This is a genomic window from Marinobacter sp. DY40_1A1 (genome assembly GCF_016597815.1).
GTDB classification, from domain to species: domain Bacteria; phylum Pseudomonadota; class Gammaproteobacteria; order Pseudomonadales; family Oleiphilaceae; genus Marinobacter; species Marinobacter xiaoshiensis.
Genome location: NZ_VCHA01000004.1, coordinates 25931 through 44306, shown reverse-complemented (window position 1 = coordinate 44306; position 18376 = coordinate 25931). Strand labels below are relative to the sequence as shown.

General features: G+C 54.8%; 12 protein-coding genes. 9 read left to right on the top strand and 3 right to left on the bottom strand.

Annotated features, from left to right (window positions below; genetic code table 11):
- The first annotated feature begins 44 nt into the window (after positions 1-44).
- The 4 genes from FFI61_RS11085 (at position 45) to FFI61_RS11070 (ending at position 4248) form a co-directional block, all read left to right on the top strand.
- The gene (locus tag FFI61_RS11085; RefSeq protein ID WP_200370404.1) at positions 45-1436 is read left to right on the top strand and encodes a cytochrome P450; all 1392 of its coding nucleotides are present in this window, start codon (positions 45-47) and stop codon (positions 1434-1436) included.
- 4 nt (positions 1437-1440) lie between these two features.
- On the top strand, positions 1441-2718 hold the full coding sequence (locus FFI61_RS11080; RefSeq protein ID WP_200370403.1) for an NAD(P)/FAD-dependent oxidoreductase: 1278 nt from the start codon (positions 1441-1443) through the stop codon (positions 2716-2718).
- Between the two features lie 147 nt (positions 2719-2865).
- Entirely contained in the window at positions 2866-3255 is a 390-nt protein-coding gene (locus FFI61_RS11075) for a DUF6858 family protein (protein WP_200370402.1), read from the top strand.
- 24 nt (positions 3256-3279) lie between these two features.
- On the top strand, positions 3280-4248 hold the full coding sequence (locus FFI61_RS11070) for an arsenic resistance protein (RefSeq protein WP_200370400.1): 969 nt from the start codon (positions 3280-3282) through the stop codon (positions 4246-4248).
- Between the two features lie 12 nt (positions 4249-4260).
- On the opposite strand, the gene FFI61_RS11065 is transcribed toward FFI61_RS11070, so the two are convergent.
- Positions 4261-5430, bottom strand: coding sequence for an acyl-CoA dehydrogenase (locus tag FFI61_RS11065; RefSeq protein ID WP_200370399.1), 1170 nt, complete (start codon positions 5428-5430; stop codon positions 4261-4263).
- Between the two features lie 261 nt (positions 5431-5691).
- On the opposite strand from FFI61_RS11065, the gene FFI61_RS11060 reads away from it, so the two are divergent.
- Both FFI61_RS11060 and FFI61_RS11055 read left to right on the top strand, forming a co-directional pair.
- Positions 5692-8604: a ricin-type beta-trefoil lectin domain protein gene (locus tag FFI61_RS11060; protein WP_200370397.1), complete on the top strand. Its 2913-nt coding sequence runs from the start codon at positions 5692-5694 to the stop codon at positions 8602-8604.
- Between the two features lie 152 nt (positions 8605-8756).
- Positions 8757-9803, top strand: a complete 1047-nt coding sequence (locus FFI61_RS11055; protein ID WP_200370396.1) for an AraC family transcriptional regulator — start codon at positions 8757-8759, stop codon at positions 9801-9803.
- A gap of 18 nt (positions 9804-9821) precedes the next feature.
- Here FFI61_RS11055 and FFI61_RS17805 read toward each other — a convergent pair whose 3' ends face one another.
- Positions 9822-11294, bottom strand: coding sequence for a fibronectin type III domain-containing protein (locus FFI61_RS17805; protein ID WP_227714857.1), 1473 nt, complete (start codon positions 11292-11294; stop codon positions 9822-9824).
- A gap of 196 nt (positions 11295-11490) precedes the next feature.
- Positions 11491-12120 carry an HPP family protein gene (locus tag FFI61_RS11045; protein ID WP_200370395.1) on the bottom strand — a complete coding sequence of 210 codons (630 nt, stop codon included), beginning with the start codon at positions 12118-12120 and terminating at the stop codon, positions 11491-11493.
- Between the two features lie 174 nt (positions 12121-12294).
- Between FFI61_RS11045 and FFI61_RS11040 the strand changes: the two genes are divergently transcribed.
- The 3 genes from FFI61_RS11040 (at position 12295) to FFI61_RS11030 (ending at position 18349) form a co-directional block, all read left to right on the top strand.
- A complete protein-coding gene (locus FFI61_RS11040; RefSeq protein WP_200370394.1) occupies positions 12295-14700 on the top strand; it encodes a neutral/alkaline non-lysosomal ceramidase N-terminal domain-containing protein in 2406 nt (801 codons plus the stop codon).
- 100 nt (positions 14701-14800) lie between these two features.
- Positions 14801-15847: a spermidine/putrescine ABC transporter substrate-binding protein gene (locus tag FFI61_RS11035; RefSeq protein ID WP_200370387.1), complete on the top strand. Its 1047-nt coding sequence runs from the start codon at positions 14801-14803 to the stop codon at positions 15845-15847.
- A gap of 15 nt (positions 15848-15862) precedes the next feature.
- Positions 15863-18349, top strand: a complete 2487-nt coding sequence (locus tag FFI61_RS11030) for an EAL domain-containing protein (RefSeq protein ID WP_200370385.1) — start codon at positions 15863-15865, stop codon at positions 18347-18349.
- The last annotated feature ends 27 nt before the right edge of the window (positions 18350-18376 follow it).

Sequence of the window (18376 nt, the reverse complement as noted above, 5' to 3'; positions counted from 1 at the left end):
TCCCCACCCTCAAAAAAGACAATAACCGCAAGGATGGACCCATTATGAATTTCGTTAATCAGCTCGCCGAGAAGGGCACCGCCATTATCCCAATGCCCCTGCAAATTAAGGCTGCCCATGTGCTTTACAAGGCCAAAACCAAACTGGGCATATACAAAGAGTTTCCGGAGTTTGTGGAAGCGCCCATTCCGGATGTATCAACGCTGGCGATAGAAGATGTTGATGTCAGCAATCCCTTTTTGTACCGGCAAGATCGTTGGGAGTCTTACTTTAAGCGTTTGCGGGATGAATGCCCGGTGCACTACCAGAAGAACAGCGCATTCGGCCCCTTCTGGTCGGTTACACGCTATGACGACATATTGTTTGTGGACAAAAACCACAAGCTGTTTTCCTCAGAGCCTTTTATCGTTATTGGTAAGGCGCCAGATGAGCTTGCGGTGGAAATGTTCATCGCCATGGATCCACCCAAGCACGATGTTCAACGTGCTGCCGTGCAGGGTGCTGTCGCGCCGAAGAACCTGAAAGAAATGGAAGGGTTGATTCGAGAACGTACCCGGGATGTTCTCGACAAGCTCCCGCTGAACAGGCCCTTCAACTGGGTGGAGGATGTCTCCATTGAGTTGACCTCGAGAATGCTGGCAACTCTGTTGGACTTTCCTTATGAAAATCGCCGCAAGCTCGTTTACTGGTCTGATCTGGCCGGTGGAGGCACTGAATCCACTGGTGGTTTGAACGATTCGGATGAACTGTTCCGCGGTATGGTGGATATGTCCCGGCATTTTTCACGCCTGTGGTATGACAAAAAGGCGAGAGCGGCAACCGGGGAAAGAGCTGGCTTTGATTTGATCACTCTGCTGCAAAGCAATGACGAAACCAGAGATTTGATCAACCGGCCGTTGGAGTTTCTGGGTAATCTGGCGTTGTTGATCGTCGGTGGCAACGATACCACTCGTAACTCCATGACCGGTGGCGTGTTTGCGCTGAATCGGTTCCCGGATGAGTTCACCAAGCTGAAGAATGATCCCAGTCTGATTACGAATATGGTGTCAGAAATTATCCGCTGGCAAACGCCCCTCGCGCACATGCGCCGTGTTGCAACACAGGATGTTGAGCTGAACGGCCAAGTCATCAAGAAGGGTGACAAGGTAGTCATGTGGTACGCCTCGGGCAACCGCGACGAACGCGCTATCGACCAGCCGGAACAATTCATTATTGATCGCAAAAATGCCCGCAATCACCTGTCCTTCGGCTTTGGTGTGCACCGCTGCATGGGCAACCGTTTGGCCGAGTTGCAGTTGCGCATCTTGTGGGAAGAGCTGCTGGCGCGCTTTGACAGGATTGACGTGATTGGAGAGCCAGAATACGTGCAATCCAACTTTGTGCGTGGTTATTCAAAGATGATCGTTAAGCTGACCGCCAAACCCACGGAGGCATGAGCTTATGAACCGCACCTGCATTGTCATCGGCGCCAGCCATGCCGCCGCGCAACTGACTACCAGCCTTCGCCAGGAAGGTTGGGAGGGTGACATCCTGGTGATTGGTGATGAGCCCCACTTGCCTTATCACCGGCCCCCGCTGTCCAAGGCGTTTTTGTCTGGTGAGAAAACGGCTGAGAGCTTGCCGATACGCCCGGCTGCGTTTTATCAAAAGAACGATATACAGTTTCGCCAGGGACGGGTTACTGCCATCAATCGGGATCAGCAGACACTGACTTTGGTTGGGGGTGGTGGAGAGAGTGAACAGCTGAGTTATGACAAGCTGGCGCTCTGCACCGGCGCCCGGGTCCGGAAGGTAGAACTGCCCGGCAGTGATCTGGACGGGATTCATTATTTACGCGATATGGCTGACGCTGAATCCATCAAACGGAGTGTTGCCGAAGGTCAGCATGCCGTGATCATTGGCGGCGGGTATGTTGGCCTGGAAACAGCAGCATCGCTACGGCAACTGGGCATGCAGGTCACCCTGCTGGAAAGAGGGCCGCGAATACTGGGGCGGGTAACCGCGCTCGAGGTATCCGAGTTTTACCATCGGGTACACACGGAAAGTGGTGTGTGCATTCACACTCATGTGCCTGTTGCAGGATTCTCCGGCAACGGCCGCGTGCAGAAGGTTGTCTGTGCTGATGGCACCGAGTTTCCCGCGCATCTGGTTGTGGTTGGCGTGGGGGTCATGCCGAATACGGAACTTGCAGAGATGGCAGGGCTGAACGTGGACAGCGGCATAGTGGTGGACGAAGGTTGCCGCACCAACGATCAGAACATTGTTGCCGCAGGGGATTGTGCTAATCAGTTAAACAGGCTCTACGGTTGCCGAATCCGCCTGGAGTCTGTTCCTAATGCTACGGAACAGGCCAAAATTGCTGCTGCGTCTGTTTGTGGCAAAAGCAGTGCCTCAGAGTTTCTGCCCTGGTTCTGGTCCGACCAGTACAACCTGAAACTGCAGATTGCCGGCCTGAGCCAGGGTTATGACCAGCTGGTTATTCGCGGCGACAGGTTCACCGGGCGAAGTTTTGCGGCTTTCTATTTTAAAGAAGGGAGGTTGATTGCTGCAGACTGTGTAAATCGCCCACAGGAGTATCTGTTGAGTAAACGAATCATCGCGCAAAACCTGGCTGTTCAGCCGGACCGGTTTGCGGATGAGTCTGTGCCGGTCAAGGAGTTGCTGCTGGCGGATAGCCCGGTGCTGGTCACTGTCGGGGGTTGCTCACAAACTGCGTAGCTTGCTTGGTGACTTTGTCACTGTGCTTTGTGTGTTTCTGGCCTAGCCTTGTTGAAAGGGCTGGGAGACCTTGAACGCAGATCGAGCCAGGGTCGCTCAGCAATGCGGTTTACATCCGCATTTCGCTGACAAACTTTAGAGGCCGGCATGAAGCAGCTGAACTTTCAGGAAAAGTACCCCATCACCGTTTTGGATATCAAAAAGTCTGAAACTCAATATGAATCTGCCGAGCAGATTGCGGATTACTTTAAACGCTGCATAGAAGAGGCTCCCAGAGTCTCCTATATCACCATGTTTGATCACCTGGCCCACAGCCGTGAAATCGAAGGTGATGTCGCGCCTGATATTCAAGCCGCAATAAACGTGGTGTTCTGCTTTGGGCGTGCGCTTCCGAACCCCTTTGTGTTGGCGGTAAGACCCCGCTCCATTGGCATTGCCGATATGGGGGATCATTTTGTGGTGAGCTTTATGGATGCCCCGCAGGCGCCAGCCAACGAAGCCATGCGTGCCTGGGCACTGGCGCTTCGTAACAGTTAACCTGTGTTCGGGGGAGGAAGACCTATGTGGCCATTACTATTCTGGATGCAGAAGCATCTGGTTTGGAGTATTCCGCTCGCCATGATTGCCGGCTTTCTTGCCGGGCAGATTGTGGAGCCAAGTCCGTTGCGGTGGGCGATACTCCCACTCACCTTCCTGATGGTTTACCCCATGATGGTCACCATGAATCTGCGCCAGTTGTTGCAGCCCGGGGGTGGCAAGTTGATGTGGGTAACTCAGCTGCTCAACTTTGTTCTGGTTCCTGCTATAGGTTATGGCGCAGGTTTGCTCTTCTTCCCGGATGAGCCTTTCGCCAGGCTGGCGCTCCTATTAACGTCCTTGCTTCCAACCTCCGGCATGACCATATCCTGGACAGGCTTCGCCAAAGGCAACGTGCCTGCTGCGGTGCGGATGACGGTAGTGGGCCTGATTGCCGGCTCCCTGCTTGCGCCGCTCTATCTCAAAGGCCTGCTAGGCGCGGTGATTGAGATTCCGGTTTCACAGGTGTTCATGCAGATCGCGCTGATTGTATTTTTGCCATTGGCGTTGGGTTATTTCACCCAGCGGGCGCTCATATCAAAGCACGGCCAGGAAGAGTTTCAGGAGAACATCAAACCCAAGTTTCCACCCTTCTCTACTCTTGGTGTTCTGGGTGTGGTGTTTGTTTCCATGGCGCTGAAGTCGCAGGATATTCTGAACAATCCGGGGTCGCTGCTGGCGTACCTGATACCTCTGTTACTTATATACGCACTGAATTTTGTTATCAGTACGCTTGTTGGCAAGGCGCTGTTCCCGCGGGGTGATGCCATTGCGCTGGTGTACGGCACGGTCATGCGGAACCTGTCCATAGCGCTGGCGATCGCCATGGGTGTATTTGGCGAGGAGGGCGCGGATGCGGCCTTATTGATCGCACTGGCATATATTGTTCAAGTTCAGGCGGCCGCTTGGTGCGTAAAATTCACGGACCGCCTGTTTGGTGTGGCGAAGGGCTAGCAGAGTGTGTTGCTAGCTAAACGCTGCTATGCCTGTCTGGCCGCGGCCCAGAATCAGGGCGTGAACATCGTGGGTGCCTTCATAGGTATTCACCGCCTCCAGATTCATAACATGGCGGATCACGTGGTATTCGTCTGATATACCGTTCCCACCATGCATGTCGCGGGCAACCCGTGCAATGTCCAGGGCCTTGCCGCAGTTGTTGCGTTTTAGCAGGGAAATTGCATCGGGCGTGGCATCACCGGCATCCATCATTCGGCCCAGTTGCAATGCCCCCTGAAGGCCCAGAGTGATTTCGGTCTGCATGTCCACCAGCTTTTTCTGGATCAACTGGTTGGCGGCCAGTGGTCGACCGAACTGCGTTCGCTCAAGGGTGTAACTGCGGGCTGCATGCCAGCAGAACTCGGCAGCGCCCAACGAGCCCCAGCTGATACCAAAGCGGGCTTTGTTCAGGCAACTGAACGGGCCTTTCAGGCCTTCTACCTCCAGTTTGTTTTCCTCCGGTACAAACACCTCATCCATAAAGATTGAACCAGTGTCGGATGCACGCAGTGAGAACTTGCCTTCGATCTTCGGGGTGTCGAGGCCTTTGGCGCCGTCGCGCTCGATAACAAACCCGCTCACCTTGCCGTCCAGCTTGGCCCAGACCACAAAAACATCGGCGATGGGAGAGTTGGTGATCCAGGTTTTGGAGCCGCTCAGCAGGTAGCCACCGTCTGTTTTCTTGGCGCGGGTTTCCATGCTGCCCGGGTCAGATCCGTGGTTGGGCTCGGTCAGGCCGAAGCAGCCGACCAACTCGCCTGAGGCCAGTTTGGGCAGAAGGCGTTGCTTGAGCGCTTCTTGCCCGAACGCATGAATCGGGTGGATTACCAGTGAGGACTGAACGCTCAGTGCCGAGCGGTAGGCAGAATCAACACGCTCTACCTCGCGGGCGATCAGGCCGTAGCTAACGTGGTTCAGGCCAGGGCCGCCGTATTCCTCGGGCAGGGTAGCGCCAAGCATGCCCAGTTCGCCCATCTGATTGAAAATGCTGCGGTCGAACTTTTCATGGCGGTTTGCTTCAAGAATGCCTGGCATAAGGCGTTGGTCGCAAAAGCTGCGAATGCTGTCCCGAACCTGACGTTCGGTTTCATCCAGTTGTTTATCCAGCAGCAGCAGGTCATTCCATGGAGCGGAAGCCATATCGATTCTCCTCAGCGAATAGTAGGTAAATTGTACCCGTGTCAGGCGGGTTAGAACCACGTTCCTTCGATTTTGAAGCAAGTGTTGGTGGTGGATGTCATAACCTGCCACCTGGCCCGTACTGACACGCATTCAAGAAACTGCACAGCTCTTTCATGTTATGCAAACCTCTTGCTGTGGCGCCAGCCAGGTCCTGCTCCTATTGTTTGTGACGGATCCACCCAGTCAATCCGATATAACACACAATAAAAGGACAGGATCATGGCTCGATTCATCTTGGCGCTCTTCGGAGCCGCCACCTTACTTGGTTCAACAGCCCATGCCTCTGAAGCCCATGCATTTGAAGAAGGCTCAGACGCAGTGTTTGGGCTTGCACAGGGTTGTTATGCAGTTCAATCATTACACAATGACCGGTATATGCGCCGCTATAAGACCAATGGCACCATTAATAATGGCTGGAGTTTTGACTTCAGGGCAGAGAATGCCGGGCAAGCGGCAAGTTTTTACTTCAAGCCCAGCGGGCTTGGTACCTACCTGATGCGCGACCAAGCCGGTCGCTTTCTGGATACAAGGCTCCCGGCTGAAATCACAGCGGGAACCGATCCCGCCCAGCATGCCAATTGGCGTATCGACCAGCGTGAGGAGGCTGGAGAGCACCAATTCAAGTTCACCAGTCTGTACCTGAAGCGCCAACTACGGCATAACTGGAATAGCCGGGGCATCTATTTTATTGATTTGTTGAACCCCTGGAACAGGAACAGTGAAGACTGGTTTCGCCTTGTACCCGCGGAAAACTGTGCAGATTTCCCTGAGGCCGAGTTGAATATTGCCGGAGACCGGGATCAGCTTAAAGGAAGTGCGAACGCACCGGTTCGCGGTTCTATTGATGCACACACTCACATCACCTCCTACGAATTCATGGGTGGCACGATGATGGGCGGTGATCCTTTTCATCCCTTTGGTGTAACCAAAGCGCTGGCAGACAGTTCCGATGTTCACGGCCCCAATGGCTCGCTGGATGTTATCGGCAACCTGATGGGCTTCAACGATATCAACTTCCGCTACGACACCGCGGGCTGGCCAGACTTTCCTTTCTGGCCCAACCACCAGAGCTTGTCTCATACCGGGTATTACTATCGCTGGATCGAGCGGGCCTTCCTGGGTGGGCAGCGCATGATGGTGACCCATCTGGTAGAAAACGAAGTTCTGTGTAATCTGCAATCCACCCTGTTGCCACAGAGCTGGGGCGGTACCAACAGCTGTAATACGATGGAGAGTATCGATCTTCAGATTCTCCGCTTGCATGAAATGCAGGCCTATGTGGACGCTCAGGCTGGCGGCCCGGGCAAGGGATTCTTCCGGTTGGTAAGCTCCCCCGAACAAGCCAGACAGGTTATCGCTGATGGCAAGATGGCGATTGTTTTGGGCATCGAGGCTTCCGAGCTCTTTAACTGCGGCCTGAAAGATCAAACCTGCTCCCAAGCTTATGTGGATGCCCAATTGCAAAAGTATCACGACCTGGGTGTTCGTGTGGTCTACCCCATTCACCGGTTTGATAACCAGTTTGGTGGCGCCAGAATTGAAGGCGGGTTAATCAATGTGGGCAACAACCTGTCGACCGGCCGGTATTTCTCCACCAGTGCCTGTGCTGGGGAAACCGAAGGCCAGATGATGATTAACGACCTGGGACTGTTCGGACTCGAAGGCTTGCTGGGGGTGAGTGGCTCTACCAACTACGATGAAACCACGGGCCAGTGCAACAATCGCGGGCTAACCGATCTTGGTATTTATCTGGTGAACCGGCTGATGGATATGGGCATGGTCATCGAGGTGGATCATATGTCCCAGCATAGCCACGAAGCCGTGCTCGATATTGCCGAGGCGCGACAGTACTCCGGGCTGATTTCCGGCCACAGCCACATGCATGCCGGTACGAACGGGACTGTGCATCCGAATGCGGTTCGGATTGCTGAACTTGGCGGCATTCTGGCGCCCTATAACAGCGATGCGGACACGATTGGCGACGCGATTTCCGGGTTTCTGGACAAGGTCGAGGCCACGGATTATCTGCCGGGTGTGACCTTCTCTACCGACATGAGCGGAATCGGGAACCAGCCCGGCCCCCGCGCAAGTGTTGCGGTATCACCACTTGTGTATCCATTCACTACGGAGTTCGGGTTTACGGTAGACAAGCAGATTACCGGCAATCGCAGTTTCGATCTCAACTCTGATGGCATGGCGCATTATGGTCTGGTTGCTGATCACATTCAGGATATTCGTGAGCGTGCGCCTAGCCGCGTATATGAGTCTGTTATGAACTCCGCAGAAGCCTATCTGCAGATGTGGGAACGGGCTCGCGGCAACACGAATCGCCAGTTTGTGAATCCGTTGCCGAGCTACGTCACTATCTATAACCGTGGTACCAACACCTGCATGGATATTCCGGGGAACGACGATGGCGTAACCAGTGGTGCCTGGGTAGATCATTACGCCTGCCAGCCTCTGGCCCGGGATCAGCGGTGGTTGTTCGATCTCGCACAGGGAACGATCTCCAACCAGGAAGGCGACGATGCATTCTGCCTGGATAACAATGGTACGCCCTGGAACAACGGCTATCCCAACCTGCAGGCGTGTAACGGCAGTACACAGCAAAGCTGGCAGTACTCCGGGCAGCGGATAACCAATGCGGGCAGCAATAACCACTCTCTGGATGCCTATGGCAGCGGTTGGGTAGGATTCTGGCAGTCCCACGGTAACGCGAACCAGCAATGGGAGTTGCGCATGGATTCTGCAAGCGCTCGCTGGGCAGAGTATCGCAGCGCCAAGTCTGGCTTGTGCCTCTCTGCGAGCGGTGTCGGTGCTCAACTGAACCTTGCGGCCTGCTCAGGAGCCGACGCTCAGTTGTGGCAATGGCAGCCCACGTTGGGCGTGTTGCGCTCCGGGCTTGATCCCGGCTTGTGTGTGTCCAGCTCGGCCCAGACCACCAACAACACACCGCTGGTGCTCGCCGCTTGCAGTGCCAGTGCGGCTCAGCAGTTCGAGCAGCATGCCGATAAATCCTTCCGGCTGAAACAAAACAGCCAATACGCTATGGATGCAGCAGGCCAGGCTTTGGTGATGTGGCAGCACCATGGTGGTAGCAATCAGCAGTGGATTGCGACATTGCCTCAATAGTTGATAGCCGCCTGTTCGTCATCATTGACGAGCGGGCGGTTCCTCCCTCTACAGTCACCGTTTTCAAGGCTGCAAACCAGTCGACGCATAATCCCCTGAATTCCTCCTATACTTGATAAAAAATAATAACATCAACAATCGAGGGGTTCGCTTTGCTCGCGCTCACTGGGTTCGGTTTTGGTTCTCTGGCTGCTCTGTTCCTGATTTCCTGGCGAGACTTCCGACACTTGCGGGTAGGAAAGGTCTTTCTTCTGATTATCCTCGCATCAGTTGCATACCTTATGGACCCGCTCGCTCCGGCTCACTGGCGCTGGCTAACCTCTGATCTTCAAACTGCACTGCCCGCGTTGTTCTGGGTGCTTTGTCAGCTTGTCTTTGCGTCGCGCCCACGATTAATGAGCGTGTGGGGCGCAATGGCTCTTTACAGCTTTGCTGCTCCCGCGTTATCCACACCCTTCATAGAGGCTGGGCATTGGTCTGATTTGGGTGCTTTATTTGGGCTGAAATTGGGGCAGTGGTTTGAGTATGTGGTTGTGCTGCATGGTGTTATCTATGTGGTTCGCCATTGGCGCAACGATCTGGTTGAAGCGCGCAGAAAACTCCGTTTGGCGCTGCTGCTGATTCTGGGGAGTGCAGTGGGTACCGCAACCATCAGCCTGAATTTTGGTATATACCCTGAAGCGACCAGGGGCATGATTGTTGGCCTGGCATCGCTGGCAATCCTGTTCTGTATTATCTCCTCCCGCGATGTGTTGCTGGAATTGACACCCAACGAGCAGGTAGCTGAAAGCGAGCAACAACCGGAGCCGCTAGCTTGCGCTTCAGGTTCAGTTGATGCCCCGCGGCAAGTGGACTGTGATGATGCGCTCAAGCTGGAAGAACTCATGAAAGGAGGGTTCTACAAGAACGAAAAGCTGACGTTGAAACAGTTGGCAAATGCCTTGGGTATTCCCGAGTACAGAGTACGCCGCCTGATTAATCAGAAACTCGGGTATCGCACCTTCAGTGATTACATCAACCATCTTCGCATCGCGGAGGCGTCTAGCCGCCTGGTCGATACGCCAGACGAGCCTGTGCTCAACATATCTCTGGATGTGGGGTACCGAACCCTGAGTTCCTTCAATCGCGCCTTCCGGGACATTATGGAAACTACGCCAACTGCTTACCGGCAAGACCGAAGCATGGAATCTATAGTTTAAAAGTTTGATTTCCCGGAGTTACCGGGAAATCGTTTTGCTTGCAGAAACGGACCAGTCGCTTTCAAGGCCATTGGTATCTACGGTTTTCATTGCGAAGTACCAGGTACCCTCGGTAAGGCCGGCCACTTGGTATTCCATCGCTTGTCCGTCTTCTACTGTTACTTCGTTCGTTCTGTCTTCAACGTTTTGTTCGGTGCCGTATTTAACGATGTACCTGTCGATCTCGCCCATGGCCAGTGACTCTCCGTTGACGCGGGTGGCAGGCGCACTCCAGCTCATTGTTGCGTAACCTGTTATCGGCTCCGGAGTTGGTTCTGGCTGTGGCTCAGGAGTCGGCGCCGGCTCAGGCTCAGGTGTTGGCTCGGGCTCTGGGGTGGGTTCTGGCGTTGGCTCGGGTTCTGGCGTTGGCTCAGGCTCGGGAGCGGGCTCTGGCTCTGGCATTGGCTCTGGCGCTGGCTCAGGTGTCGGGTCAGGAACGGGTTCCGGCGCTGGCGGAGCTGTCGGCATTGTGGAGCCCAGGGTTTGTTCGAGGCTTGCAAGGGTGTTGTCCATAACCGCATCTTTAACGCCAGCTCCTTTCAGCACGTCCCATAGTAGATCGGCCTGCACAATGGCTGCGACAGTTAGCAGCTCAACGCTCAGGTCCAGATTCTCTCCGGCGCTTAGCGGCAGGTCACCATTGGGTTCAGAAACCTCTTTGGCAGCACCGAGAACATCGCCCAGTGTCTGCCATTCTTGTCCGTCTACCAGGCTAAGAAAGGCAATGTTCAACAAGGCGGTTTTCAGGTCCTGGGCTTGAATGCTGCTCAAATCTGCGGCTGCAAGGTCCATTGGCTTCTTCAGCAAGGCGCCGGCACCAAGGCCAAAGTGCTCTTCCTGATCGCGAAGCAATTCCGTGAACCGGGAAACGCTGTGATCCGATGACTTGAGAAACTTTTCAAATGCCAGAGTTACCAGTGGTGTTAAAACAACACCTTCGTTGGCATTGGACGGCACTACAAGGGATTTCAGCTCCAGGTTGTTACCCGGCCAGAACCATTCGCCAAAGCTGATGCTGACTCCGGAAGGTGTTTTACACGAAGGTTGGGCATCGCAGCGCATGAGGGTTTCAGTATCTGACTGCAGAATCACCTTTAACGGCTCAGCTGAATAGGCCTCAGGTACTGAGATCCGGAATCCACCATTTTCGTTGGTTCTGACGGTGTCACCGATTTTCACCCAGTTGCTATCCATAGTGCTGGTCATAGCGTCGGTTTCGTGATGCCAGATCGAGATAAGCCCACCGTTCACAGCTCCTTTAACGGCATAACCTTCCACCCAAAACTTCTGCTCCGGGGTTTCTTCCGGGGTGTTGTTGTCACCGGGCGTGGTCACCGATGAGTTGGGTGTTTGAGGTGATGGGGCTGACGAATCGCCACCACCACAGGCGGTAAGGAGTGAGCTCAGCGCGATGATAAAGAGGCTTGAGCGTGAGCTTGTAAGGAAGGACATTGTGCATCTCCGGGGTATTTGGATGATGCAATCCTATCGGGCAAGCGTGTTAAATGGTGTAAAATATGGCGCTATTTGGTTACTTTTTGAGCCAAAAAACCGTCGACACCGAGTTCGATAAGCGGGGGTGTGGACGCGTTAAGCGTGGTGTGCGGTGGCCGTGTTGTGCCCTTACTATGCCCGTGCTACAGCTCTATTACGGCCTTTCGGGGCTTAGGGACAGTGCTGGCCCAGCCGCATCAGATGACCACAGTGGGTAGGGTATGCCCGACAGACGGTTCATCAAAAATGCATGCACCAGTAACACAAGTACACCTGCCATCAAGATAGGTAACTGGGAAGGGTTGGGCATAAGCCCCAAAGATACGATCAGCGCAGTGGCGCCTGCGGGTGGATGGGCAACTTTCAGTAAAACCATCAAACAGCTGGTCAAGCCCAAAGACACGGCGGCGGCACCCACGCGCGGTAAATCCACAGAGCTGACAAATGCTGAGGGCGCATCCTGTAAGCCAAACAGATACAGCGCTAACAGCCCCATCAAAGCGCCAATTAAATGTCCGCACAGGGTGTTTCTTGGTGAGGCTGGTTGAGCCATGGGCACATAGAAAAGAATAAAAGCAGTCGCGCCCAAAGACGGGAAAATAAAAGCTTCCTGGGTGATCAGCGCGATAAATGACACCAGAGCGATGCTTAACCCACCATTAACGAGGTTGAAGCCAGCCATCACGGTTCTGCGGCTATATCTGCTTGCCAAGCGTTCCAGGTGGAAGGCTCGTAAAACGCCGGAAGCCAGTTGCCAGCGTAATCGTTCGTTCTTGATACCCATGGTGCGTCCGTACACAAAAAAGTGGGCTAGAGTACGTTGTGGCAGTGGTTTTCGCAATTTCCCGTTTGTTATATGGTTATTTTTTTAATGCCTGAGTCAGTGCAGTCAATGCATCGCAGCAATCTGGCGCTATGCTGTGCCGGCTAAGAAATACGGCATTGATTGGAGCCAGTCGTGATTCGCAACATCAAGGTGAGGTTTTACGCTTTATTTTTGCTGGCCTTCGCCTCGGTTGTGGCACCCTATGCTGCGGGCAGGGAGGCCCCAAAACCCTTCGCGAACCCGGCGTTGGCGCAGTGTGTTATGGAAAGCCCGCTTCGGGAGGTTGGGGCAGGTCTGGATGCCCCATCAACACACCCGGCTGGTCATCGAAAGCCTGCTATCCCGGCAGAGTTCAGAAGAACGCCTTGCCGTGATAATCGAGCGTTCCGCTTTGGCAGTGGTCTGTCGGATATTACGGGTCCTGTGGCGCTGAAAAGTGGTGCCGGCTGGGAAGACACAGGCCAGGTTATGCACGGCCTTCATCAGCGGCACTATGCGCGGGCTTTTGCGGTGGAATCACCCTGCAACGGCAAGCGGCTGATGTTGGTGTCGGCCGACATCGGCTTGATGTGGGGAAGCATTCGGGCTGGGGTGCTCAATACGCTGGCGGCAAACCCTGATCTGGTGGGGGTATATTCCGCAGACAATCTCATGCTTTCCGCCACCCACACCCACAACGGGCCCGCCGGCTACGCCCACCATGAAGCCGGGAACTCACTGCACTTGGGCTTCGATTCTCTGGTTTACAGCACCATAGTGAACGGGATTACAGACGCCATTACCCGTGCCCATCAGAACCTTGAAGCCAATCCCGAACCCGCGTCTATTTCCATGGCAGAGGGTGAACTGCTCAACACCAACATCAACCGCTCGCGGCCTGCTTATGCCATGAATCCGGAACAGGAGCGGCAGCAGTACCTGAACGTGAGGGGCGAAGAGGTTGATGTTAACAAGACCATGGTGCAGCTGAACTTGCGCCGCGGCAATGGCAACGCCGTAGGGGTCATCAACTGGTTTGGCGTGCATCCCACGGTGATGGGGCCCGAGGTGCCGTACGTCAGTTCTGATATCAAGGGCTTCGCCTCCTTGGGTTTTGAAGAAATAATGGGCACTGAATACAGAGATGACCCGGCAACCGACAGTTTTGTAGCCGCCTTTGCCCAGGCCGATGAAGGTGATGTTTCCCCTAATATTTTCATCAACGAATTTCCCCACCCGGACCCCCGCCGTGGTGGCGGTGAAACGCCGATGGATTCCAATGCAATATCCGGAACGAAGCAGCTGGCCAGAGCACTGGAACTTTGGCAGGCCGGACAGCCGCTTGAGGGTGGTGTGGACTACCGGTTGATGCACGTACAGATGAACGAGGTCACCGTCACAGACGCGCAGGTTCTGGCTAGCCTGCAGCATCCCCCAAAGCTGGATGCGACAGTTAAACAAACCTGCAATGCAGCTCTCGGGTTGTCCTTCCCGGCCGGTGCAGAAGATGGGCCCGGCCCCTTGAGTCGTGAAGGGCTTGCGTGCAGCACTTCGCCATCCTCAGAGTCCAGCGGGACCCTTGATATCGCCAGCGCTGCTTTTCCTTTCAATATTCTCGGGGATTTGTTGATGTGCAAAACGCAGCAACTGCCGGGGTTGGGGTTGGGCTGCCACGCTGAAAAGCCGGTGCTGATGTTCACCAATGCCGGGGAGGTATTCGATGGATTGTCTGGAACGCTGGGCAAGCTGTTCGGATTGACCCTCAATCTCGAACCGGCGGTGCAGCCGTTTCAGGTGTTTCGTATCGGCAATCTCGCTATGGTTGGCCTGCCATGGGAGCTGACCACTACCTCTGCCCGGCGCATACGGGCGATGGTACTGGAAGAGCTGGTGCCGGTGGGTGTGGACACGGTGGTCATCGCCGGTTTGTCGAATGGCTACAACCACTACCTGACCACCCGGGAAGAATACGCCAGCCAGCAATACGAAGGCGCGTCGACAGTATTTGGCCCCTGGAGTCTGGCCGCTGTTACTCAGGAGCTGAGAAAGCTGGCGGTCTCGATGGCGGAAGGAACGGCTTTGCCAGAGGGCCCGGCTTATCCGGATGTCACTCCGATGTTGCGCAGGCCTCCTTACATAGCGGGTGACCGCCCCGGCGCCCAGGGTTTTGGTGCGTTGATCGAGGATGTTCCCGCCCAGGCGGCACCTGGCGATCAGATTGCAGCCCGGTTTCAGGCCAGCCACCCTCGCAACGATTTGATGCTTAACGACAGTTACGCGTTTGCTGAAAAGCTTGATGACGATGGCCGCTGGGCGGTGATTGCCACCGATCGCCATCCGGACCTGCTGTACACATGGCACCCCGAGTATTTGCCGCCCATGCCTTTGGATTTGCCCTTCACCGGAGCGTCGGAAGCCACGGTTAGCTGGAAACTACCCCGTAATTTGGCTCCGGGCAGCTATCGCCTCAGAACCAAAGGTGTCGCCAGCCCTGGTGGAGCCTGGGAAGGCGTGAGTGGAACCGTGAAAGTAGAGGGTGTGCAAGCAAGTTGCCCATAGCAGGGGATGGAAGCCAACGAATCCTGTAGCATTGTCGAAGGTTGGTTCGTGGCACAGGGCGGACAGTATGCGTTGTTGACTGTAGACGGTGGGAAAGAATATGCGCTCAAGAAAACCTCTATGGCTAACGCTTTGTTTGCTCGCCACTGCAGTGTTTGCCCAGGCCGCTGAATCAAGGGAACTGGTGTTCCTCAACTGGCAGGATTACATGGACCCTGCGATTCTCGAGGAATTTGAGCAGCGCACGGGCATCGCTGTAAAGCAAAGCTATTTCGATTCCGATACCTCCAGGGACGAACTGCTGCTTGAAACGGAAGGCAAGGGCTTTGATGTTGTGCTCATCAATGGGGCGTCCATCCGAATTCTGGCCAAGCGCGGCTGGCTCGAACCTCTTGGTGAATCCAGCATTCCCAATCTGGTGCATGTGGACCCGCGTTGGCGCTCCGCGTTTGAAAAAGCCGAAGAGTATGGTGTGCCTTATTTCTGGGGAACACTCGGCATTGTCTACCGTAAAGATCTGGTTCCCTTCGAGGTGACAAGCTGGATGGACCTGTTGCAGCCGGTGGCAGAGCTACAGGGCAAAATCGCCATGATCGGCGACAGCGCGGATATGATTGGCGTAGCGCTCAAGGCGCTGGGCTACTCGCTTAATAGCACTGACAGGCAAGAGCTGAGAGAAGCGGAAGCGCTTCTGCATGCACAGGCACCAGCGGTCGAAACCTATCGCTACATTTCCCTGAATGAGGACTCTGCCCTGCTATCCGGCCAGGTTGTCATGAGCATGATGTACAACGGCGACACTCGTATGTTGCAGGAACACAGTGACGATGTTGTGTTTGTACTCCCTGAGGAAGGTAGCAATATCTGGACTGATTATTTGGGGGTACTCCGAGCCTCCACCAGAAAAGCGGATGCCAAGCGATTCATCGATTTTCTCAATGAGCCTGAGATTGCCGCGCGGCTGGCCCGGTATGTCCATTATGCAACCCCGAATCAGGCTGCCGAAGCATTGCTTCCCGCGAGCTTCAGAGATGACCAGGTTATCTATCCAACAGGGGAGGCGCTGGACAACTCGGAAGCCTATAGCCGTCTACCGCCTCGTGCCAAAAAGAACCGTGCCGTTATCTATTCGCGCCTCGTCAACTGAGACTCAGATACGCCTATGCGTCTTCATGCCAAGGTTCTGCTAGTCGTCGTACCCTTAGCGGTAATTCCGCTAATGATTCTGGGCTGGCTGGCCTACGAACAGCTGCGCTCGACGGCGGTGGAACGTAGCTCAAGCCAGATGACAACGCTAATGGATCAAATGGCGCGCAACTTTCAGGTGCATAGAGACGTTGCCAAAGCCAACGTGAAACTGTTTGCCGATGCCTCGCTGATGCGGGCCTATGCGCTAACGGAGGATGAGGAAGAGCGGTATGCATTGATGTTGCCTTCACTGCTTAAACTGTTCTCCAGTTATCTGCGTGCTTACCCCGATTACACGGAGATTCGATACCTGCTGCCCGATGGTTATGAAGATGCGCGTGTCGCCTTGGCGTCGGCGTCAAATTTTGGCGAAGAGGAGGGGGATACACCGTTCTTTCAGAAACTTAGCCAGTTTGAGGGTGAGACGTTTGTGTGGGTTACCCCTACCCCTGGTAGCAGTGCGGTATCTCTGCAAATTGCGCGGCCCATGCGGCTAATCGACCCAACCACCCAGGACCCGCTCAACAGCAAGCCGACACTGCGCGGTTATCTGGTCGTCACCATGGGGCTGGGCTTCATGGTGGAGCAAATGGCTGCGAGCAGGATTGGCGAAGACGGCCACACCCTTATTATCAATGACGATGGCACGATTTTGTTCCATCAGGACCGCTCCCGTTTGGGTCAAAAAATACCTGAGTCCCTGTTGAGCAGGATCTCCGGAACGGAAAATAGTGAGCAGCTTGTGCCGGCGTCCTACCAGCAGGAAGCGAGTCTTCTCGCAACCCGGCGATTGCACGAAGGTTTGCTGATGATTGGCGTGCTGCCGGAGCGGGAATTGCTCAAAGAAAGTCAGCAGCTGGGGACAACGGTTGCCTGGATCATACTTGGCACCGTGGTGTTGATGATTGTCGGGCTGTTTATATCCATGAATTTGCTTATGGTTCGCCCATTGCAAACCCTGATGAGAGCCATACGCGAGATAGGCCATGGAAATCTCTCGCCAAGGATTGCGCTGTCCTCCAGAGACGAGTTAGGCCAGCTGGTGCAGAGCTTTCAGGAGATGGCTGGCAATCTGGACACCTCTCGCACCAGAATCGAGCGGCTGGCCTATCACGACAGTTTGACGGGCTTGCCCAACCGATTCCGAGCCCACGAGACACTGCGCCGTATGATTTCCCTCGCCCGCAGGGAGGATGGCAAAATGGCCGTGTTGTTTCTGGATCTCGATAACTTCAAGCGGGTTAACGACTCCCTGGGCCATCAAGTGGGTGATCTACTGCTCAAGGAAACGGCCGCTCGTCTCACATCGGTACTTAGGATGGAAGATGTGGTACACCCGGAAGTACCCCAGAACACGTCGGGCATCCTCGCCCGCCTGGGTGGCGACGAGTTCGTTATCCTGCTGCCCAAAGTTGATAGCTCCCAGGACGCGGCAAAGGTTGCTTCACGTATCCTTGATGCCCTGAAAGCGCCGTTCCACTTTGGGCATGAGGAGATTTACAGTAGCAGTAGTATCGGAATCTCCCTGTTTCCGGATGACGGCACCGGGGTGGACGATCTGATAAAACGCGCTGATGCCGCTATGTATCAGGCCAAGGAGCAGGGCCGTAATAATTTTCAATTTTATTCCGCTACCTACAACCGTGCGGCGCTGGAACATATCTCCCTGGAAGCCGGTTTAAGGCGAGCGTTGAGCAATGACGAGTTGGAGCTGTATTACCAGCCTCTGGTGCAAGCCTGTACCGGTAAAGTTGTTGGACTGGAAGCCTTGCTGCGCTGGAATGATCCCCGGGAAGGTGCCATCGCCCCGGACAGATTTATTCCGGTCGCTGAGGATAGCGGTTTGATTCTGCCTCTGGGTGAGTGGGTTATACGTGAGGCCGGGCGCCAGTTAAGTGTTTGGCAAGCCGCAGGACTCAGCAATGCCTGTGTATCCGTCAACGTATCTGCTATACAGCTCCAACGGCAGGATCTTGTAGCGATTGTTGATGATGTGCTGGAAGAGAATGGACTGAATCCCTGGCAGCTTGAGCTCGAAATCACCGAAACCGCACTGATGAAGATCCGGCCAGAAGTGATTGGTTATCTGGATAAGATGCGCCAAAAAGGTGTGACTATTTCGCTGGATGATTTTGGTACCGGGTACTCGTCCTTGAGCCTCCTTCAGGAATTGCCCATCAGCAAGCTGAAGATCGATAAAAGCTTTGTGCGGGATATGCTGATCGACCCAAAGGACGCCGCTATCGTCTCTGCGGTGCTTTTTATTGCCAAAAGTCTGGGGCTGAGTTCAACCGCCGAGGGCGTGGAAACGCCGGAGCAGGCGGCTTATCTTGCCAGTGAGGGGTGCGATCAGCTTCAGGGCTATCTGCTTAGCCGGCCGTTGCCGGCGGCAGAAATGACCCGGTTTTTGAAGAGCAGAAAGGCATTGGATCTACTCAAATCAACCCTGCAGGTGTCGTGACCCCATCGGCTGATAAACCGCATGGGG